The organism is uncultured Methanobrevibacter sp. (genome assembly GCF_902788255.1).
GTDB lineage: Archaea > Methanobacteriota > Methanobacteria > Methanobacteriales > Methanobacteriaceae > Methanocatella.
In genome coordinates, this window is the sequence record NZ_CADAJR010000020.1 from 25887 (window position 1) to 45565 (window position 19679).

The following is a 19679-nucleotide window of genomic DNA, read 5'->3' on the forward strand; positions in this document are numbered from 1 at the left end:
AAAAAGATGTGGAAAATATTAATCCATATCTTTATTATTTTTAATTAGTGATTCCAATTTATCCAAACGTTCGTTTAACTCTTTTTCACGTTTTTTATTACGCCTTAATATAATTGCGGCGGTTAATGTTGCAGTACCTACACCTGATATTGTGTATCCGCCCCAAACCAAAAGAATACTTGTCAATTTACCAATGCCTGTGCTACCAAGTACAGCATAACCGTTACTTGTAAATGCATTTGAAACCATGACTATGGCATCTAATGGTTCAACGCCCTCTGCAAATAGTGTGACAATAAAGCTGAAAACTACTATGGAAAATAATAGTATGATTGTAATTCCAAGGCCGTTTGTCTCGGTATATTTTCTGAATTTGCCAAAATATACCTTCATGAAATATGCATAAACGAGAACGTGAATTAGATATATCGGCCAAAGTGTAAGGTGACTATTATAAACGAGCAATATTACGGCTTCATAAGGCACCAGCAGGAAGAAAAGTATTCTGTTGTTCCATGAACTATAATCCAATCTTAAAGCAATATATAAAGATAGGATGATTTGTAAAACCAAAATCGGAAGTAACTGCTCTCCTTCAAATACCATGATGTATAGTATGAAAATAAAGAAGATCAACATCATCACTAGATAATAAACCTGTCTTAATGTTTCAAGTTCCTGTTCTGGAAAATACTCCTGTGGATTTAAAATTCTACTGTTGCTGTTAACTAATTTTTTATAAATAATCTCCCCAACTGCAAATACCGCACCAAAAACTAAAATTGGAATAAGTAACTCGCAGACAATTTCGATAATTTGCATATTTATAATTATGTTTTTTCTTATATTATAAATTGTTGTTTAAAAAAAATGTAATATCTATATTGCATTTTTTGAATGTCTTTAATTACTCATGGTAATGGTTAAAGTAATCATGATAACATTTTTTTTAAATGACATTAAAATAATGTTTAAATTATGTTTCATTTTGTATAGTTTTCCAAAACTATATTAAAAAATACAAAGATAAATTTACAATGTATATTATTATACATGATTATCAAAAATTGGAGGATTTATAAAAATGAATGAAACTGTTAAGGAAAACTCTTGGCTTCCACTGATAGTGATTGCTTTGGCTTCCTTTATTATAGCTTTGGACGCTACATTCATGAATGTAAGTATTTCTCAGGTTGTTGCTGATTTGAATACTGATGTTAGTACCATTCAAATGACCATGTCATTCTATACTCTTATCACTGCGGCATTCATGCTTTTAAGTGCAAAGCTTCAGGATATTGTAGGTAAAAAGAAGCTGTTCTTAATTGGTGCTGCACTTTATGGTGTTGGTACATTTACAGCTGCAGTAAGTACTAGTTCCACAATGTTATTTATTGGATGGGCAGTAATAGAAGGTGTTGCCGGAGCATTAATGGTGCCTGCTACCGTTTCCCTGGTAAGTGGATCATATTCCGGTGAAAAACGTACTGTTGCTTTGGCGATTGTGGGTGTGATGGGTGCAGTTGCGTCTGCAGTAGGTCCGCTCTTCGGAGGGGTCATGACAACATTTTTCAGTTGGAGATACGGATTTGCGGTAGAATTGGTGGTTGTATTCCTTATTTTGATCTTTAGAAATAGAATACCTGATTTTGCACCTACTGAATCTAGGAGTGATTTGGATATTACTGGTGCTATAATTTCATTAATAGGTCTTGTATTGTTAGTTCTAGGTATTTTATCATTATCCAAAGATTTTAATACAAGTATTGTTGAAATTGTACTGGCAATAATTATATTGGCAGCATTTGCATACTTTGAAATTAGAAGGAAAAGGAATGGTCAAGTGCCATTGCTTGATATTGATTTATTCAAAGACAGAAACTTACGTACTGGAACTATTATTTTGTTATTAAGTTACCTTTCAATGGGAGGGGCATTGTTTGCAGTTTCACTTTATTTACAAAGTGTATTGCAGTTAAATGCTTTCAATACTGGTTTAATCACTCTTCCAATGACTATAGGTCTGCTTATTTTTGCAATTTTGGCTCCAAGTTTAACTAGCAAATTTAGCCATAAGGTTGTTATGGCAATAGGATGTATATTGGCAATCGCCGGTTGTCTGTTTTTAAGCTATCAATTCAGACTGGATACAACAATTTATAATTTAATCCCTGGACTCTTTATATTAGGTTCTGGACTTGGATTCCTCATGGCTTTATGTACTGATATTTCTCTAGCCAATATCCCTAATGAAAGTCAAAACAATGCATCTGGGGTCAATTCAACAGGTATGTCATTGGGTGAATCAATGGGTACAGCAATCATAGGTATTATTCTAATTTTAGGAGTTATGGGTGGTGTTTCCCATGCCGTAGATGTTTATGCACCTGATCACTCAGGAGATGATGCATTCAAATTACAAGTTTTAGAACAGTTCCAAAAAGTGGGCAATATAAACGATGTTAAATCAGATCATACCGTTGTTCAAATTGTAGATATGATTATCCAGGATGCTATGGCTTTTGTAATGCAGATTACAGCCGTCATTATGGGTATTATATTCATTTTAACATTACGGTTGCAGAATGCTAATGTTAAAAAACAATGAGGGTTTATCTCTCATTAATTTTCTTTTTTTCTTTTTTAAAAGTTTCGAATGTATGCCGTTGTCACCATTTTCCAACATGGTATCTGTTAGATATGATGATATGGCCGCCGTAATTGTTGAAAATATGACTATTCCAATCAGAATCAGAATCATTGTCAGAATTTTTTCATTATATGTCTGAGGGGGTTATGTCCCTATATCCGATATTAAGTAGGAACTTTTTCTTTGACGGTGCCTTAAATAAACAAAAAAAGAATTCTCCCAAAAGGATTATACAGACAAAAAGGTCAAAATGTTCAATGTTGGCCAGTGTAGGTTTTGAAACATCCAGGATAAGTGAAACTGTTATCAGTATGAAGTCCAATAATATCAGATATGGTAAAATTCTATTATACCACAACTGCCATCTTCCATTATTTGATTTCATCATTTTCCTCAAACCTCATCAAATGTTAAGTCTCTTTTGAAAGTATATGTTATGTAATTATCTAAATTAACTGATTATTAAATATTTGATTTTCTTGAAAGTTCAATTAAAAAGTAAATGAGAGATAAATCTCATTGAATTTTTCTCTCATCAAGCCTGAATGTCAAAGCAAGGATAATTCCCATCATGGCAGTCGTTACTACCATTACGAATCCCATTGCATTCTGAACAATGAGGTCTGCAGCATGCACAACAGTGCTATTATATGCTTTTAGGTCATCAACATTTCCAACTTTTTGGAAATCTTCATAGATGTCATCATACAGTTGCACATCATCTATATGTTCGGGTGCGTAGGTATCGATTGCATCAATAATTCCTCCAATAACTCCAAGAACTAGGATTATTCCAATAATTGCGGTACCCATTGATTCACCTAATGTCTGGCCTGTTGTAGTAATACCTGATGCGTTGTTTTGACTTTCTTCGGGAATATTGGTTAATGAAATGTCAGTACTTAAAGACATTATAAACCCAAGTCCTGCCCCAAGTATGAACATTCCCGGCATTAATTCTAGCATTGTTGTTTCCAGATAAAATTCATTGAGTAAAAACAAACATCCTATTATTGATATTATGCTTCCTATTGCCATTATGGTCTTATGATTCAATTTTGAGGTCAAACTTGGAGCGGCCATTGCAAAAATAAGCAAACCGACGGTCAACGGGAGTGTGGTCAAACCGGTATCGAATGCATTTAATTTTAAAACGGTTTGTAAAAACACGGAAACCGCAAACAAACCTCCTCCCATCACAATATAAGATAATAGTATAATGGCGGATCCTACACGTAAGTTTTTGTCTTTGAATAAGTCCATGTCAAGCAATGGCACTTTGCCGTTTCTTTTTCTTCTGATTTCAAACAGTACAAAGATTGCCAATACAATTAAGCCCAAAATAATTACAATAGTAGTATTATAATCACTCAGCATTAAAACACCTAAAACAAATAAGACAAGACCTATGAATGATATTATAGTTCCGGCAATATCCAAATCGTCTTTGGATTCGGTAGGTTCGAAGTTAGGTATTTTATTTTGCATTGCTAAAATAAATACGACGATGATTAATTCACATGCAAATCCGTACCTCCAGGATAGAAATGTTGTCATGATTCCGCCGAAAATCGGACCGACAGCCGCTGAAAGTGCAACCATCACACTTTCAATTGCCAAAGCAAATGTACGTCTTTCACCAGAATATGTTCCGCTTATAATGGAAACTGTGGCAGGGGTCATTAATGCTCCCGCAAGACCTTCTATCACCGCCCATCCTATAAACAGCATTGTGTCACTTGTACTTATTGCGGCAATGGTTGTGCCTATACCATAAAGTACGGCACCGATTAAAAACAGTCTCTTTTTACCGACTATGTCCTGAAGCTTTGCACTTAAAAGCATGAATGCGGCAGTGATGAGGGTATAAAAGGACATTATCAGCTGAATAGTGCTGACATTAGTATTCAAATCAGCAACAACCTGAGAGATACTAACGTTCATGAATGTGCTGTCCAATGTTATAATGAATGAAGCACAGGCCACCAGTATTAGTGGAATCCATGAGTGTTCCTTAATAGTTTTATTCATTTATTATTAATCCTCCAGTATATTATGAAGTTATGCAGTAAGTTACATAACCAACTCTTCTGTTATGTCTTTATGGATAATCTATATTATTTTTTTTTCTTTTTGTTGTTTTTAATTGTATTTACTGAATTTCTGCCATGAGGTATTTAGTTGTTGATGTTGGTTATGGCATGTAATAATATTTTTTTGATAATTAATTGGCTAATTGTTCTTATTTTTACAATTTAAAGTGTAAGTGAGCACTTGCACTCGAAAAACTTTATATACTATCTTTTTCATATAATTAATTGTACTTGTGAGGGGCAAATGTTGATTAACATTTTCTTCTCAATTATTAGGTGATTACTAGGGATATCAAAAAAATATTATTCGCACTGCTGGTTTCAGCACTTCTCATTGGAGGCGCATGTGCTGCATCAGTAAACAGTTTTGACGTAAACAAGGACTACAAGAATTTATACCAAAGCGAGTATTATTCCGTATACGCAAACGGCAATCAGGACAGCGGAATGATGGTCTTCCAAAACGTAAACGACGACAGATACGATGACATGGTAAACGACGACATTCTCGACGGACTAATCCACCACGACGGTAGGGAATACCTAATCTGTGACAATGACATGAAAGTTGATGTCGGATCCGACAACATCGTAAAATTCACAGACTATGACCACGCAACCCATGGTGTAAGTGAAGTCGTAAAAGCAGATGGAAAAGAATACATCGTAGCAATCTGGGCAAAAGACTCAAGCAACATAAAAAACAATGACTTAATGTCCAAATTAAACGAATTCAACAAAAACAACAAAGTAGAAGCTGTTGCATTTTAAGTAGATGTGATGCTTCTACTAAACTTTTTTTTAAATTTTTCTAAAAATAAGAGAAAAAGATTTTAATCCATTAGCTGGATTAAATCTTTAATAGTTTTTTTTTAAAAGAGTCCACTGTCTTCTAAACGGTTTTCGAAGTAGTGGGTAATCCTGTCTGCCCTTTCCTTAACCAGTATTGAAACGATAACTGTTATGATTGCAATTGCAAACAGTATGACTAATGCCGGAATGTAGTTTGGCCAGATTACTCCCAGTTGTGCTTCACGTATCAATGTTATTGCATATGTCATAGGAAGGTATGGATTCATTACATTAAAGAATGGGGCCATGATTTCAACAGGATAGATTCCTCCTGTACCTGATATTTGAATTACCAAAAGAAAAATGGCCACTGCCTTTCCGACATCTCCCAATGCGGATACGAAGGAGTATACTAGTGTCATAAACACTCCTGATACAATCATTGGTGCTACAAAGGTACATCACGTTGAGGATGCAGCCGATGCTATAAACATCGAGTTAACCGATGATGAAATTAAAACAATGGAAGAATTGGCCGATAAGGCAAATATTAATACAATCAGAGTTTGGGAAAAGGAAATGAAATAACCTTTTCCTATACTTTTTAATATTTTTAAATTCAATAATTAAATTATGGAAATACCGCTATATTTTTACATCGCTTATGAGGGTTTGGACAGACTGTCTCCTGGAAGTGAAGATACGACGCTTGAAGCATTGGATAGAACTGATTTTAATGTTGATGAAGAATTGAACATGTTGGACATTGCCTGTGGTGTAGGTTCATCAACAATACTTTTGGCAAATCGCTTTAAAAATTCAACTGTTGAAGGATTTGACCTGTTCAAACATTATAAGGATAGTTTGGATGAAAAAATCAAGGAAAACAATTTGCAGGACAGGGTATTTGCTTATGAAATGGATATGAATGACCCTGATTTTGCCAATGAGGAATTTGATTTGGTTTTTTGTGAAGCGGGAATTGAAATAATCGGTTTTGAGAAAGGTTTGATTGAGTGGAAAAGACTTTTAAAGTCTAATGGTTATATGATAGTTTCTGATATTTCCTGGCTTAAAAAACCGTCTGCTGAAAGTAGGAACTTTTGGAAAAACATCTACTCTGAAGTGGATACTATTGAAAATAAAATTGAAGTGATTGAAAAGTCTGGTTATGAGTTCATTGATTATGTAATTGTTCCAAAAAATGATTGGAATAATTATTATAATAAATTGGAGAAAAATTTGAATCAGTTAAGTTCAGATAAATCAGCTAATGATTTTGTCAAGCAATTGCGAAAGGAAATAAGTTTCTATAGGAATAATAATGAAGATTACAGTTATGTGTTTTATGTGATGAGGAAGGATTAATATGCAATATACAAGACTTGGAAACTCAAATTTGAAAGTTAGTAGGATATGTATGGGATGTATGGGATTTGGTGATCCGAATAACGGAATGCACACCTGGACATTGCCTGAAGAGGAATCAATCGAAATTATCAATAAAGGACTGGATAACGGAATAAACTTCTTTGATACAGCAATCGGTTATCAGAATGGAACATCCGAACAGTATGTTGGCCGTGCCATACGTGAAAATGCAGCAAGGGATGAGATAGTTGTTGCAACTAAGTTTTTACCACGTTCAGAAGAGGACATTAAGAATAATGTCACCGGACAGCAGCATATTCACAACATGGTTGATAAAAGCCTAAGCAATTTGGGATTGGATTATATTGATCTGTATATCTATCATATGTGGGATTATAACACTCCATTGTATGATATTTTAGAGGGTCTCAATGAAGTGATTGAAGAGGGCAAGGTCAAATATATAGGCATTTCCAATTGTTTTGCATGGCAACTTGCAAAGGCTAATGCTTTGGCTGACAGTGAAGGCTTTTCCAGATTCGTATCCATTCAGGGTCATTATAATCTGATTTTCAGGGAAGAGGAACGTGAAATGATTCCATTATGTCAGGCGGACAATATTGCAACAACCCCATATAGTGCACTTGCATCAGGCAGATTATCAAGGATGCCTGGAAGTGAGTCTAAAAGATTAAAAGAAGATTTTTATGCTGATTTAAAATATAAATCAAGTGAATCTCAGGATTTGGAAATTATCAAAAGGGTTAATGAATTGGCCAATGATTATGACGTGTCAATGACTGAAGTTTCGCTTTCATGGTTACTTACAAAGGTCACCTCTCCAATTGTTGGGGCAACAAAACCCCATCATGTTGAAGGTGCTGTGAATTCAGTAGAATTGACATTAACCAGTGATGATATTGCCTACCTTGAGGAACCTTATGTTGCACATGATCTGGTCGGTGTGATGGCTGATAACAAGGTTTCTGCAAGTGACAACGAAAAGGTTTGGGCAAAGCATACAAAAAATAAGATTTAAACCTATTCAAACAATAGTCTGTCAATTGTTTCCATGTCGAGGTGTTCCTCAACGATTTCGGCAAGTCTGTTTAGGGAATAGTCCTTTTGAGTTTCATAAGGGTCTTCACCGCATTTAGCCTCAAGGCCTTTTTTGACTCGAATATAATTTAAAAATTCCCTTCTGAAGTTGTAGTTGTGGAATATTCCATGGAAATATGTTGCGAATGCATTTCCATTACTTGCTCCATCAATTAATCCATCATCATTATTTCCCTGACCTTTTGTAATGTCTAAAAGGGCACATGATGATTTAAGTTCTGTTGTTCCCTCGTGTATTTCATAACCTGTTACGCTTTCACCAGCTATGTTTTTAAATATTTCTCCTGCAATTCCATCGATTTTTGAAGGAATTGTTGCAACGGATTGTGTAACGATTTTACCTGCCCTTGAAAACTCGGATTCAATGTCAAGCAATCCCAGACCTTTGACGGTACCGTGCTTTGATTCCCGTTTATCATCATCATGAATGACATTTCCCAGTATCTGCAATCCTCCGCATATTCCAACAATCGGAATTTCAGATGACTTTTCAATGATTTTGTCGGCAAGTCCGCTTTCACGCAGTGCAAACATGTCCTCTGTTGAGTTACGGGTTCCAGGGATGATTATTGCATCAACATCTCCAATTTCATCGTTTACACCAATCATTTTGAGGGCCACGTCCTCTTCGTATTCAAAAGGGTCGATATCTGTGAAGTTGGCTATTTTAGGCAGTCTGATAACACCTACTGTAATTGGCTTGTCTTCAGCAAATACGTGTGTTGTAAGTGATGCGGAATCCTCTTCGGGAAGTTTCAATGTTTCGTCGTATGGAAGAACTCCCAAAACAGGTTCGCCGGTTATCTCTTCTATTCTGTCAAGACCTGGTTTTAGAATGTCGAGGTTTCCCCTGAATTTGTTGATTACGGTTGCCTTCAATCGGGAACGGTCATAATCGTCAAGCAGTACATAGGTTCCTGCAATTGCCGCAAAGACTCCTCCCATTTCAATGTCTGCGATTAGAATCACGTTTGCATCTGCAAGGTGTGCGATTTCCATGTTTGCAATGTCCTGGTCACGCATATTGATTTCGGCCGGAGATCCCGCTCCCTCGATGATTATTATGTCGTATTCCTCAGACAGTATTTTGAAGCTGTCCTTTATTGCATCAAAAGCGGTATCATGGTATTTGTGCTGGTAATCATAGAAGTTCATGTCTCCAATGGATTTTCCCTGGATGATGACATTTGAGGTAAAGTCTCCTTTTGGTTTGAGCAATACTGGATTCATGTGTATGCTTGGTTCAATCATTGCAGCTTCTGCCTGCAGCATCTGTGCTATTCCAATTTCACCATTCTCTTTTGTGGTGTATGAGTTTAGTGACATGTTTTGGGATTTGAAGGGCGCTACCTTGTATCCCCTGTTTTTATATATTCTGCATAATGCCGCCACGAGCATACTTTTTCCAGCATTTGATGATGTTCCCTGAACCATGATACAGTTTGTCATAATTGAATATATTTGTGTTAATATTATAAATAATTTAAAAATGAGTTTGAATTAATCTAATTTGAGGATGATTTTTTTTACAACGGGGGTTGTAAACTGATGTAAAATCATACTCTCAAATTCGATTAACAAAAATAAATCATTGAATAATTCATCTTGTAATCATATATATATTCTATTTTTTTATATTTAATATTAACTATATTATCTTAAAAATATTCATTTATTTTAATTCTTTATTAAATTTCTTTAATCAATAAAAAATCTTTTTTATATCAATTAAATTTTAATTGATATTACTATATTTATCATCGATAGATGCAATTGGTAGGAATTATTTTAGTAACTTTAATTTACTAAAATAGAAAACTTTTTATATATAATACTTATAATAAATATTTAAATAGTATATGAAACTTAATTTTTTAATGATAGATTAAATACGAAGTGAGGTTTGTTTATGAAATTTGAAGAAAACGAGCCAATTGAAGGCTCCTCTGAAGAAGTAATCGTTGAACCAGAAATCGAAGAAGCTGGTGATGGTGAAGAAACCAAACTTATGTTAGATTATAATAATATCAAAAGCTCACAGGATATTGAAGTTCCACCTTTATTAATTGATCAGGTTATTGGACATGAAGAGTCCATTGAAACAATTAAAAAAGCAGCAAAACAAAGAAGGAATGTTTTGCTTATTGGTGATCCTGGTGTTGGAAAATCAATGCTTGCAAAAGGTATGGCACAGATATTGCCTCATGAAGTTCTTCAAGATGTTTTAGTATACCCTAATATGGAAGACAACAACCACCCATTAATAAGAACAGTCCCTGCTGGTGAAGGTAAAAAGATTGTAAGAGCAACAAAAGGCTCTGCAAAGGGACATGAAGAAAGAAAAACAATTATAACCATGTTTGCAATTGGGGGAATTTTGGTAATCGGATTCATGTATGGAAGATTACTTGAATCAATCATTGCGGCAGCATTAATCTTACTCATATCAATACAAATCAAACCAAAAACCAACAATATGTCTCCAAAGTTATTGGTAAATAATGAGGAATCAAGATTTGCACCATTTATGGATGCAACAGGTGCTCATGCAGGAGCGCTTTTAGGAGATGTACGTCACGACCCATACCAATCTGGAGGATTAGGTACTCCTGCACATGAACGTGTAGAAGCGGGAATGATTCACAAGGCAAATAAGGGAGTTTTATACATTGACGAAATAGGTACAATGAGCATGAAAACCCAGCAGGAACTATTATCTGCAATGCAGGAAAAACAATATGCCATTACCGGTCAAAGTGAAAACTCAAGTGGTGCTATGGTAAGGTCCCAGGCAGTACCATGTGACTTTGTACTTGTAGCTTCAGGAAACCTTCAGGTATTGGAAGGAATGCATATAGCAATGAGATCAAGGATAAGAGGATACGGTTACGAAGTATTCATGAAGGATTACATGGATGATACAACTGAAAACAGGGAAAAATTAGTCCAATTCGTAGCTCAGGAAGTTAAAAATGATGGAAGAATTCCTCACTTTGCTCCAGATGCACTGGATGAAATCATTATGGAAGCAAAAAGAAGATCTGGTAAGCAAAATGCATTGACTTTAAGATTACGTGATTTAGGTGGATTAGTAAGGTCTGCAGGGGATGTAGCTATTGAAAAAGGTGCTGAAATCGTAACTGCAGAACATGTTGTTGAAGCTAAAAGATTCGCAAGAACCCTTGAACAGCAAATCGCTGACAGGTCCATAATGCAAAGAAAAGACTACAGTATGGTATCCGCTGAAGGTGGAAGGATTGGTCTTGTGAATGGACTTGCAGTAATCGGTGACAGAAGCGGTATTGTATCACCTATTGCGGCTGAAGCTGCACCTACCCAATCAAAAAGCGGTGGTCAGATTATAGCTACTGGTAAATTAGGTGAAATCGCTCAGGAATCTGTTCAAAACGTTAGTGCATTAATTAAAAAATACACCAACAAGGATATCTCTCAATATGATATTCACGTTCAGTTCATACAGACATATGATGGGGTTGAGGGTGACTCAGCCAGTGTAAGTATTGCAACTGCGGTTATATCTGCTATTGAGGAAATTCCAATTGACCAGACTGTTGCACTGACTGGATCACTTAATGTTCGTGGAGATGTAATGCCTATTGGTGGAGCGACTGCTAAAATTGAAGCGGCTGCAGAAGCTGGAATGAAAAAGGTATTGATTCCTAAATCAAACTTAAAAGATGTCATGATTGAGAAAAAATATGAAGACATGATTGAAATCATTCCAACCGAAACCTTAAGTGATGTTTTGGAAAACATTTTGATTAGTGGATCAAACAAGGATAAACTGATTGAAAAAATGAAAAACATCGGTTCTAAAGTTGCCGATAAGGTTCCGCAAACAAATATCAATAATCCAACAACCAACTAGGTTGGTTGTTTTTCCACTATTTTTTATTATTTTTTTGTTATTTTAATATATGTTAAAAAAATTATATTATTTTTATTAATCTATAATTTTATTGAATCTTTTTTAATTTTTATCTTTTAGTTTAAACAATATTTGTTTTTTTTGTTTGATGGTGTGTAAAAAAATATATTATTTTTTAAAACATTAAATATGAGTAAAACCAATATTAATTTATGGTAGTAAAAGCTAGGTTATTTGTTGCAAAGGTGTCCAGTAAAGTTGCAACCCAACTTTCAAAAATAGGTCCTGGAGCAGGTAAGAATATTCCAGGTTATGTATTTTCAAAAGTTGGGGGTAAACAGTCAGTTTCAGATATCGCAAAGGACTTGAAGTTGGGTTCAGTTTTGATAACTGGAACTAATGGTAAAACCACTACTACTACGTTACTTATAAAATTAATGTCTAAAGACCTTCAAATTAGAAAAAGTTTTGAAAACAATACTGTACATTCAATTATTACAGCAATCCTAAACCAAAAAGGAGATTTGGGAATCTTTGAATATGGAATTCGTAATCTGGAATATGGAATTCCTGATACTGTTCAAAAATTAATTGATCCTATTGGGGTTGTCTATACAACAATCTCTGAAGAGCACACTGTTGTAAATGGTGTAAAAAATCCATTTTTATCTTATTATCGTGCCAAAATTTTATTGTCAAAGGAAATGACTGACGGGGTTATTGTTACCAATTGTGACGATCCAAGAACTGCGTTTATCGGCATCAGCAAAAATGATATTCCTATAAACTATTATGGAATCGAATGTGATGATGTTGTTGACTTGCTTGGAAGTACTGTTAAATGTCCTAACTGTGGTGAACTTTTAGAATATTCTAAACATACCTTGAACCATCGTGGAGTCTATTCATGTAAATGTGGATTCAAACGCCCGGAACCTGATGTCAAATTGGCCGATATAGAATTTAATGAGGATAATTGGAAATTACATATTGTTGGTGATTTATTTAATTATTTTGCATCCAAAAATGTTCAGTTTGATGTGAATGTTGTAGTTCCTCCTTTCGGATTTCATAATATCTACAACATACTGGCTTCAGTCACTGCATATGTGACTTTCACTCCAAAGCTTGACAACATTGAAAAGAATATTATGGATGTTTTCAATAATATTGACATGTCCTTTGTTCCGCCTGGAAGATTTGAAGTCATTAAATACAATGGCAAAAACATTGGAATGGGACAGGGAGACAATGGGGATGCAGTAAGCATCAACGTCAATCTTATGAACCAGTATATTGACGGAGACCTTGAGTTCATCTATACGACTCCTGATGCTGAAGAGGATGATATCTTCAACAGTCATTATGAAGTCATTAAAAAGATTAATCCTAAACATGTTATTGTTATTCCGGGAAGAAAATCAGTTGAAAAGGCTGAGGAGTATTGTAACATTATTAAAAAGGATTTTGATTCAGTTGATTTTTATCCTATTTCCTATGAGAATTTGGATGAAAGAATAAGTAAGGTCGCCGAGTTGGCTAAAAATTCAAGCTATGATAATGTTATTTTAACCGGATGCGGTGAAGAATTCGCATTCTGGGAAAGTGTGAAAAGGAATTTTGATTAAATTACCTTTTCATTTGCTATTTTTTCAATGATTTGGTAAAACTTATCATTGTTTTTTTCTATCTTTTCAAACTTGGAATCGATACTGCAGTTGCAGGTATCTGATTTTCCTATTATATATTCATCAGATCCTTTTTTGATTAGAATTCCGAACAGTATTTCCTGTTCATCAGCATATTTTTCAAATTCTTCCTTGCTTAACTGCAGACTGTAATCCTCATGTGAAAAGATGTCGCATTCATTAATGATAGGCATGAATGTCATCATGCCCAATGGAAGATAGATATTCTCCTTTTCATGAATTTTTAAAAGTCTTTCTTCATAGGAGTCCTCGTCACCGATGCCATATCCCTCGATTTCAAGGATGTTGTTGGTTCCCATGTGTCCGTCATCATCAATCAGAAATGCAAGCAAATTGGGGTCCACATAATTATTGCATGTAGACCTAATATTTTTAATAGTTTCATTAAGATTCATCACAAAATGCCTCGTATCTTTCACATAATTCAAGTACTTCCTCAATTCTATAAATTTGATTAACCCAATCTATAGGAATTGAATCAAAACCGTAGTATATTCCCGCAAGTCCACCACATATTGCAGCTGTGGTGTCTGTATCCAAACCTATATTCACCGCTTCCAGCACCGCATCAGCATAATTGTCTGTGTTTAACAGGCTGTGTACTACAACCTCAAAGGTGGAGATGACATATCCCTTGCCGGAAACTCTCTCCAAATCATTGTTGAATATTTTTTCGAAGTGGACGAGTTCGGGTGAGCCTTTGTAATGCTCCTTGATCTTGTCGCATGCTGAAAAGATGTGCTCCTCCATAGTCAAATCCTCATTTTCAATCATTGACCTGGCCATTTCAATGTATAAGACGCATGCAATTTTGGATCTTGGATGGGTATGGGTCAGTCCGGAAACGTTTTCAATGATTTCATAATCAATATCCTTGATGTAGGCCAGCGGAAGAATTCTCATAAGAGAACCGTTACCGTTGTCCCTCTCTCCACTGCATCCTGATTTTAAAGCAGGAGTTCCAGTGGTATATCTTGATATTGCCCTGCTGACGGTGGCGCCACAATCAAAGGTGAAATGTCCTTGCATATATTTTCCATTGTTATACCATTCCACAAACTTGTCCATCATGTCATCATAATCTATGCCCTGCTTTTGAACGATACTGTGCATTGTAGCGATTGCCATTGCCGAATCATCAGACCAAGTTCCTGGAGGTTGATTATGGGTTCCATAACCTTCCATGCGGGTAACTGGATGTTCCATGAGTTCGCCTCTGGTTTGGAACTCAACGGGAACACCAAGTGCATCCCCAACAATTAAACCTGTCATTCCGTCTTTAACTTTCATAATTATATTTATGTGGCTTATGATAATTAATTGTGTCTATTTTTATTAGGAATCAGTTACAAATTTAACACTGATGAGAGAAATAACACTTCGGCATTGGAGAGGATCCGATGCGGAATGCCTGTATCACTTTGCTAAGAACCCTAAAATAGGACCTATTGCGGGATGGCCACCTCATCAAAGTGTGGAGGAGAGCCTAACTATTATTAAAACCGTATTTTCTCGTCAAGAGTGCTATGCGGTTGTTAAAGGCGAAATTCCTATAGGGTGTGCTGAACTCCTGATTCATCCAAACGGCAATCACTGGTGGGGTGAAGGTTCTGCAGAACTCGGATATTGGATTGCGGAGGAATATCAGCTCAGAGGTTATGCAACCGAAGCGTGTGGAATATTGATTGAAAGGGCATTCAATGATTTAGGTATAAAACGGATTTTTGCAACTTTTAAACAGGAAAATGTTGCTTCTAAAAGAGTATTGGAAAAATTGGGATTTAGGTATTATGATGAACTGAATAATGTTGACTATCTAAATCGCCCATTCCGTGAAATCGCAATGATTTTAGAAAAATAATTATATTAAAAAGGTATTAATTTTAACTAATGACAAGAATATGTAAAAAGTGCGGATTCGAAAACCAGGATGATTATGATTTTTGTGCCAAATGCGGCACTCCTTTGGTTGAAGGCCTACAGCCTAATCAGGTTTATGTCTATAAGGCTGACCAGCTGCAGATAAACAAAAAGGCAATAGTTGCAGCTTACATCATAACAATATTTTTATCCTGGAGTGGTTTTGTTGTTGGATTGATTTCAAAACAGACCAATTTGGCAGTTTTTACTTTCTTCGGATTTTTCATGCCGTTTTACCTTGTTCAGTCACGCCATCCAACATTGAGAAAGCATGGTTTGGTAATGATGATGATTTCACTTGTAGGTGTGGGTCTTTCATTTTACGTTATGCTTCACTAGACAATGAAGAAATTTATTTTTCCGATTAGGATTTGTATTGGGATTTGGAAGATGTTCATTCCGTCCTGAGCCATTGCAGTATCTATCGCATCTCCTCTGGACATTGTACCCTGTACATTATCGTTTCCAGCATATCCGTTATATGCATCGTTTGCACGAATATCATCCACAATGCTTCCGCCGAATATTGCCTCTGCCGCATCGCTTGTTATTCTGACGACAAGATGTGGTGAAATGTGGTATGTATACTCCATTATCTCACGGGCTGCGCCATAAGGGTCATCCGGATCGTTGATGTGGACATTATGCAATGTTTGACCCTCTGCATTGACGGAATTTCCAGGATAAATCCATTCAAAACCTGCAAGAGAAAATGTTGCGGCCATATCGATACTTGCATCTTCACCAGTGTCCTCACATACGATTAAAACAGGGCTTACCAATGTTGATGCCAGAAATACAACTATAACTGCCACAATCGCTATAAGTATCAAATGTATTTTATTCATATTAACATTTTATAATCATTTAAATATTAATACTTAACTTTTTTAATTATTAGAAACATATATTATACCATATAAATTTTTGGTGATAATGTGATTATAGGCGGTTCATCTTCTCAAGATTTAGCGGCTCATGTTGCAAAGGAGCTTTCAGAAGAATTATGTTATGTCGAAACTCGTAAGTTTCCGGATGGAGAAAGATATTTAAGGATTGATGGGGAAATTGAAGACGAAGTAACCGTCATTCAGTCAACCGGATATCCTCAGGATGAAAATCTGATGGAACTCTTGTTCATCATATCCAACCTTAAGGATTTGGGGGCAAAGAAGGTCAGAGTTGTTGTTCCTTACCTAGGTTATGCAAGGCAGGAAAAACGCTTCAATCCTGGAGAGACAGTCTCAGCAAAAATTGTTTGTAATTTGATTCAGGCCGCAGGTGCCGATGAGTTCATTACATTTAACATTCATGAGGAATGTGTACTCAATTTCTTTGACATTCCTGCAAGAAACGTCTCAGCAATGCCTGCAATTGCGGAATATCTTGACAAGAAATTCTTCAGAAAAGGCGGTGACAAACCATTGATTATTGCACCTGACAAAGGGGCATACGGTTTTGCACAGGAAATTTCCGAAATCATCGGCTGTGACTGCACATATCTAACTAAAGTACGTTTAGGACCGGACAAGGTCGAAACCAAAATTGTAGATGTGAGATGCGATAGCGAAAGTGAAAATACCGTAAATGTTGATAGCGTAAAAGGAATGCATGCTATTATTGTTGATGATATCATAGCTACTGGAGGAACCATTGTAAATGCGATAAACATTTTAAAACAGTATGGAGCCTCATCAGTGGATGTATGCTGTGTACACCCAATTCTGACCAACAATGGTGCTACAAGAATCTATGCGGCAGGCGCCAACAAGATCATTGGTACAAACAGTTTATCATCCGATACTTCACGTGTATCCCTTGCAAAATCAATTGCGGATGCACTGAGGGAATAAAATGGATAAAGAAGCTATTAAAAAGGAACTTGTGGACAAGTCAAACACTATCCTGGAAAAGTATAGTGAACCTGATGTTGTTGATGACGTATCCGTCATGAACATGGCTGGAAAAACCGTATTTTTAGGTTCTTTGAAGGTTTTCAATACTGAAGTTATTCCAAATGTCATAAAGGATTTGGAAAAGAACCTGAAAGGTTATGGACAGCTTGTTGTAAGGGACCAGAGGGTCACTCCATGCTGTTCTCCAAGTTATACACACATTAGTTTCAATGTTACAATCTTAAACTAGATATCATGAAGGAATTCAAACTCAAGTCCCCTTATAAACCATTGGGGGATCAACCAAAAGCCATTAATTCATTAGCCGAAGGCATAAACAATGGTGTGCGTGAACAGACACTTTTGGGAGTAACCGGTTCAGGTAAGACCTTTACAATGGCAAATGTCATTGAAAAAGTTCAAAAACCTACTCTTGTCATTTCACACAACAAGACTTTGGCTGCACAGCTCTATGAGGAGTTCAAGGAATTTTTCCCTGACAATGCAGTCGAATATTTTGTCAGCTATTATGATTATTATCAGCCTGAAGCATATGTGCCTCGTACAGACACTTTCATCGATAAGGAGGCGTCAATCAACGATGACATTGATATAATGAGGCATTCCGCCACACAGTCCCTGCTTTCAAGGGATGATGTAATTGTTGTCAGTAGTGTAAGCTGTATCTACGGTATCGGTTCGCCTGACGATTATGGGGAGTTCGCTTTTGGTATTGCGGTTGGAGATATCTACGAACGTTCAGAGATTCTCTCCCGTTTGGTTTTCATGCAGTATGAACGAAATGATATTGAATTCGACCGTGGTCAGTTCAGGGTTCGTGGTGATGTGATTGAAATCAATCCGGTTCATGGAACTCCTCCGATAAGGATAGAGCTCTTCGGTGATGAGATCGATGCCATCAGCCTGATTGACAAAGTCACAGGCAAGAAAAAAGAATCACTTCAAAGATACATGATTTTCCCTGCAAAACACTTTGTTGTCGGTCAGGACAAGATGGATGTTGCGCTGTCCAATATCAAGGAAGAACTGAATGAAAGGCTGGCCGAACTGAATGCCACAGGCAAATTGCTGGAAGCCCAGAGACTGGAGCAGAGGACTCGTTTTGATATTGAAATGCTTCAGGAAATGGGATACTGTCCGGGAGTAGAGAACTATTCCATGCATCTTTCAGGGCGTAAATGGGGAGAAAAGCCATATTCCCTTTTGAAATATTTCCCTGATGACTTTTTGACAATAATTGATGAATCACACGTGACCGTGCCTCAGATTCGTGGAATGTATAATGGGGACAGGGCACGTAAGGAGACTTTGGTTGAGCATGGATTCAGATTGCCTTCCGCAAAGGAAAACAGGCCTTTAAGATTTGATGAGTTTGAATCATCAGTAAACCAGGTCATCTATGTTTCAGCAACACCTGGTCAGTATGAACTTTCAAAATCTCGAAATGTTGTCGAGCAGATTATCCGTCCGACCGGTTTGGTGGATCCTGAAGTTTTAATCAGACCTGTTACCGGTCAGGTTGAGGATCTTCTTAAGGAAGTTAAGCTTACTGCCGAAAAGGATGAGAGGGTGCTTGTCACCACACTGACCAAGAGGATGGCCGAGGATTTAACCGATTACTATGCAAGAATCGGCGTCAAGGTAAGATACATGCACTCTGAAATCGATACTTTGGAGCGTATTGACATCGTTGATGACTTGAGACGTGGTAAATTTGACGTGTTGGTTGGTGTAAACCTTTTAAGGGAAGGTTTGGACCTGCCGGAGGTGTCTCTGGTAGCCATTCTTGATGCAGATAAGGAAGGATTTTTAAGAAACGAAACCTCACTTATACAGACCATCGGACGTGCTGCAAGAAACGTAAACGGCCGTGTAATCATGTATGTGGATGACATGACAGATTCCGTTAGAAATGCATATGACACCACACTCAAAAGGCGTAAGCTTCAGATGAAATACAATGAAGTTCATGGTATCACTCCTAAATCAACCCAAAGAACCTTAAAAGAAAAACTTGCAGAGGAAGAGGAGAAATATAATGGCCTTACTGGTGCTGAAGTTGAAAAAATGCCTAAAGATGAGCTTCGTCTGTTAATCAAGGACCTTGAAAAGGACATGAAGGAGGCTGCAGCAAGACTTGATTTTGAACGTGCAGCCGAATTAAGAAACAAACTTTATGCATTGAAAGGTTTTGACAATTAATTTCACTAATTTTATATA

Annotated in this window: 21 protein-coding genes; 13 read left to right on the forward strand and 8 right to left on the reverse strand. The window is 36.4% G+C overall.

Annotated elements, in window-relative coordinates:
• Positions 1 to 18: 18 nt before the first annotated feature.
• Entirely contained in the window at positions 19 to 822 is an 804-nt protein-coding gene (locus tag QZV03_RS06510; RefSeq protein WP_296875062.1) for a hypothetical protein, read from the reverse strand.
• Between the two features lie 262 nt (positions 823 to 1084).
• Between QZV03_RS06510 and QZV03_RS06515 the strand changes: the two genes are divergently transcribed.
• Positions 1085 to 2608 carry an MFS transporter gene (locus tag QZV03_RS06515; protein WP_296875064.1) on the forward strand — a complete coding sequence of 508 codons (1524 nt, stop codon included), beginning with the start codon at positions 1085 to 1087 and terminating at the stop codon, positions 2606 to 2608.
• A gap of 52 nt (positions 2609 to 2660) precedes the next feature.
• Positions 2661 to 2789: a hypothetical protein gene (locus QZV03_RS06520; protein WP_296875066.1), complete on the forward strand. Its 129-nt coding sequence runs from the start codon at positions 2661 to 2663 to the stop codon at positions 2787 to 2789.
• On the opposite strand, the gene QZV03_RS06525 is transcribed toward QZV03_RS06520, so the two are convergent.
• Both QZV03_RS06525 and QZV03_RS06530 read right to left on the reverse strand, forming a co-directional pair.
• Complete coding sequence (locus QZV03_RS06525; RefSeq protein WP_296875068.1) at positions 2778 to 3038, reverse strand: hypothetical protein; 261 nt, start codon at positions 3036 to 3038, stop codon at positions 2778 to 2780. The genes QZV03_RS06520 and QZV03_RS06525 overlap by 12 nt on opposite strands.
• 128 nt (positions 3039 to 3166) lie before the next feature.
• Positions 3167 to 4681, reverse strand: coding sequence for an MFS transporter (locus QZV03_RS06530; RefSeq protein WP_296875070.1), 1515 nt, complete (start codon positions 4679 to 4681; stop codon positions 3167 to 3169).
• Positions 4682 to 5019: 338 nt separating this feature from the next.
• Between QZV03_RS06530 and QZV03_RS06535 the strand changes: the two genes are divergently transcribed.
• A complete protein-coding gene (locus tag QZV03_RS06535; protein WP_296875072.1) occupies positions 5020 to 5514 on the forward strand; it encodes a hypothetical protein in 495 nt (164 codons plus the stop codon).
• Positions 5515 to 5615: 101 nt separating this feature from the next.
• Here QZV03_RS06535 and QZV03_RS06540 read toward each other — a convergent pair whose 3' ends face one another.
• Complete coding sequence (locus QZV03_RS06540; RefSeq protein WP_296875074.1) at positions 5616 to 5906, reverse strand: hypothetical protein; 291 nt, start codon at positions 5904 to 5906, stop codon at positions 5616 to 5618.
• Between QZV03_RS06540 and QZV03_RS06545 the strand changes: the two genes are divergently transcribed.
• From QZV03_RS06545 to QZV03_RS06555, 3 genes are read left to right on the forward strand one after another with little or no spacing between them, the layout of a single operon-like run.
• Entirely contained in the window at positions 5899 to 6123 is a 225-nt protein-coding gene (locus QZV03_RS06545; RefSeq protein WP_296875076.1) for a hypothetical protein, read from the forward strand. The genes QZV03_RS06540 and QZV03_RS06545 overlap by 8 nt on opposite strands.
• 45 nt (positions 6124 to 6168) lie before the next feature.
• Positions 6169 to 6903, forward strand: a complete 735-nt coding sequence (locus QZV03_RS06550; RefSeq protein WP_296875078.1) for a class I SAM-dependent methyltransferase — start codon at positions 6169 to 6171, stop codon at positions 6901 to 6903.
• Between the two features lies 1 nt (position 6904).
• Positions 6905 to 7945, forward strand: a complete 1041-nt coding sequence (locus tag QZV03_RS06555; protein ID WP_296875082.1) for an aldo/keto reductase — start codon at positions 6905 to 6907, stop codon at positions 7943 to 7945.
• Between the two features lie 2 nt (positions 7946 to 7947).
• Here the strand turns inward: QZV03_RS06555 and cobQ are convergent, their stop codons facing one another.
• Complete coding sequence (gene cobQ, locus QZV03_RS06560; RefSeq protein WP_296875087.1) at positions 7948 to 9474, reverse strand: cobyric acid synthase CobQ; 1527 nt, start codon at positions 9472 to 9474, stop codon at positions 7948 to 7950.
• 460 nt (positions 9475 to 9934) lie between these two features.
• Between cobQ and lonB the strand changes: the two genes are divergently transcribed.
• Positions 9935 to 11914, forward strand: a complete 1980-nt coding sequence (lonB, locus tag QZV03_RS06565) for an ATP-dependent protease LonB (protein ID WP_394350677.1) — start codon at positions 9935 to 9937, stop codon at positions 11912 to 11914.
• A gap of 212 nt (positions 11915 to 12126) precedes the next feature.
• The gene (locus QZV03_RS06570; protein ID WP_296875089.1) at positions 12127 to 13542 is read left to right on the forward strand and encodes a Mur ligase family protein; all 1416 of its coding nucleotides are present in this window, start codon (positions 12127 to 12129) and stop codon (positions 13540 to 13542) included.
• Here the strand turns inward: QZV03_RS06570 and QZV03_RS06575 are convergent.
• Both QZV03_RS06575 and QZV03_RS06580 read right to left on the reverse strand, forming a co-directional pair.
• The gene (locus QZV03_RS06575) at positions 13539 to 14018 is read right to left on the reverse strand and encodes a hypothetical protein (protein ID WP_296875091.1); all 480 of its coding nucleotides are present in this window, start codon (positions 14016 to 14018) and stop codon (positions 13539 to 13541) included. The genes QZV03_RS06570 and QZV03_RS06575 overlap by 4 nt on opposite strands.
• Positions 14008 to 14913: an ADP-ribosylglycohydrolase family protein gene (locus QZV03_RS06580; protein WP_296875093.1), complete on the reverse strand. Its 906-nt coding sequence runs from the start codon at positions 14911 to 14913 to the stop codon at positions 14008 to 14010. The genes QZV03_RS06575 and QZV03_RS06580 overlap by 11 nt, the downstream gene beginning before the upstream one ends.
• A gap of 73 nt (positions 14914 to 14986) precedes the next feature.
• Here QZV03_RS06580 and QZV03_RS06585 point away from each other — a divergent pair, with 73 nt between their 5' ends.
• Positions 14987 to 15484 carry a GNAT family N-acetyltransferase gene (locus QZV03_RS06585; protein WP_296875095.1) on the forward strand — a complete coding sequence of 166 codons (498 nt, stop codon included), beginning with the start codon at positions 14987 to 14989 and terminating at the stop codon, positions 15482 to 15484.
• 29 nt (positions 15485 to 15513) lie between these two features.
• Entirely contained in the window at positions 15514 to 15882 is a 369-nt protein-coding gene (locus QZV03_RS06590; protein ID WP_296875097.1) for a zinc ribbon domain-containing protein, read from the forward strand.
• Here the strand turns inward: QZV03_RS06590 and QZV03_RS06595 are convergent.
• Positions 15879 to 16391 carry a hypothetical protein gene (locus QZV03_RS06595; RefSeq protein WP_296875099.1) on the reverse strand — a complete coding sequence of 171 codons (513 nt, stop codon included), beginning with the start codon at positions 16389 to 16391 and terminating at the stop codon, positions 15879 to 15881. The genes QZV03_RS06590 and QZV03_RS06595 overlap by 4 nt on opposite strands.
• Positions 16392 to 16481: 90 nt before the next feature.
• Between QZV03_RS06595 and QZV03_RS06600 the strand changes: the two genes are divergently transcribed.
• Genes QZV03_RS06600 through uvrB form a run of 3 tightly spaced genes read left to right on the forward strand, consistent with a single transcriptional unit; the run spans position 16482 to position 19661 of the window.
• On the forward strand, positions 16482 to 17396 hold the full coding sequence (locus QZV03_RS06600; protein ID WP_296875101.1) for a ribose-phosphate diphosphokinase: 915 nt from the start codon (positions 16482 to 16484) through the stop codon (positions 17394 to 17396).
• 1 nt (position 17397) lies between these two features.
• Complete coding sequence (locus tag QZV03_RS06605) at positions 17398 to 17688, forward strand: hypothetical protein (RefSeq protein ID WP_296875103.1); 291 nt, start codon at positions 17398 to 17400, stop codon at positions 17686 to 17688.
• A gap of 5 nt (positions 17689 to 17693) precedes the next feature.
• Positions 17694 to 19661: an excinuclease ABC subunit UvrB gene (uvrB, locus tag QZV03_RS06610; protein WP_296875105.1), complete on the forward strand. Its 1968-nt coding sequence runs from the start codon at positions 17694 to 17696 to the stop codon at positions 19659 to 19661.
• Positions 19662 to 19679 lie beyond the last annotated feature (18 nt).

What these genes read in the sequence shown, in the direction of transcription:
- QZV03_RS06510 (WP_296875062.1), bottom strand. Translation starts at nt 822, where the DNA reads ATGCAAATTATCGAAATTGTCTGCGAGTTACTTATTCCAATTTTAGTT.
- QZV03_RS06515 (WP_296875064.1), top strand. Translation starts at nt 1,085, where the DNA reads ATGAATGAAACTGTTAAGGAAAACTCTTGGCTTCCACTGATAGTGATT.
- QZV03_RS06520 (WP_296875066.1), top strand. Translation starts at nt 2,661, where the DNA reads ATGCCGTTGTCACCATTTTCCAACATGGTATCTGTTAGATATGATGAT.
- QZV03_RS06525 (WP_296875068.1), bottom strand. Translation starts at nt 3,038, where the DNA reads ATGATGAAATCAAATAATGGAAGATGGCAGTTGTGGTATAATAGAATT.
- QZV03_RS06530 (WP_296875070.1), bottom strand. Translation starts at nt 4,681, where the DNA reads ATGAATAAAACTATTAAGGAACACTCATGGATTCCACTAATACTGGTG.
- QZV03_RS06545 (WP_296875076.1), top strand. Translation starts at nt 5,899, where the DNA reads ATGGCCACTGCCTTTCCGACATCTCCCAATGCGGATACGAAGGAGTAT.
- QZV03_RS06550 (WP_296875078.1), top strand. Translation starts at nt 6,169, where the DNA reads ATGGAAATACCGCTATATTTTTACATCGCTTATGAGGGTTTGGACAGA.
- QZV03_RS06555 (WP_296875082.1), top strand. Translation starts at nt 6,905, where the DNA reads ATGCAATATACAAGACTTGGAAACTCAAATTTGAAAGTTAGTAGGATA.
- cobQ (WP_296875087.1), bottom strand. Translation starts at nt 9,474, where the DNA reads ATGACAAACTGTATCATGGTTCAGGGAACATCATCAAATGCTGGAAAA.
- lonB (WP_394350677.1), top strand. Translation starts at nt 9,935, where the DNA reads ATGAAATTTGAAGAAAACGAGCCAATTGAAGGCTCCTCTGAAGAAGTA.
- QZV03_RS06570 (WP_296875089.1), top strand. Translation starts at nt 12,127, where the DNA reads ATGGTAGTAAAAGCTAGGTTATTTGTTGCAAAGGTGTCCAGTAAAGTT.
- QZV03_RS06575 (WP_296875091.1), bottom strand. Translation starts at nt 14,018, where the DNA reads ATGAATCTTAATGAAACTATTAAAAATATTAGGTCTACATGCAATAAT.
- QZV03_RS06580 (WP_296875093.1), bottom strand. Translation starts at nt 14,913, where the DNA reads ATGAAAGTTAAAGACGGAATGACAGGTTTAATTGTTGGGGATGCACTT.
- QZV03_RS06585 (WP_296875095.1), top strand. Translation starts at nt 14,987, where the DNA reads ATGAGAGAAATAACACTTCGGCATTGGAGAGGATCCGATGCGGAATGC.
- QZV03_RS06590 (WP_296875097.1), top strand. Translation starts at nt 15,514, where the DNA reads ATGACAAGAATATGTAAAAAGTGCGGATTCGAAAACCAGGATGATTAT.
- QZV03_RS06595 (WP_296875099.1), bottom strand. Translation starts at nt 16,391, where the DNA reads ATGAATAAAATACATTTGATACTTATAGCGATTGTGGCAGTTATAGTT.
- QZV03_RS06605 (WP_296875103.1), top strand. Translation starts at nt 17,398, where the DNA reads ATGGATAAAGAAGCTATTAAAAAGGAACTTGTGGACAAGTCAAACACT.
- uvrB (WP_296875105.1), top strand. Translation starts at nt 17,694, where the DNA reads ATGAAGGAATTCAAACTCAAGTCCCCTTATAAACCATTGGGGGATCAA.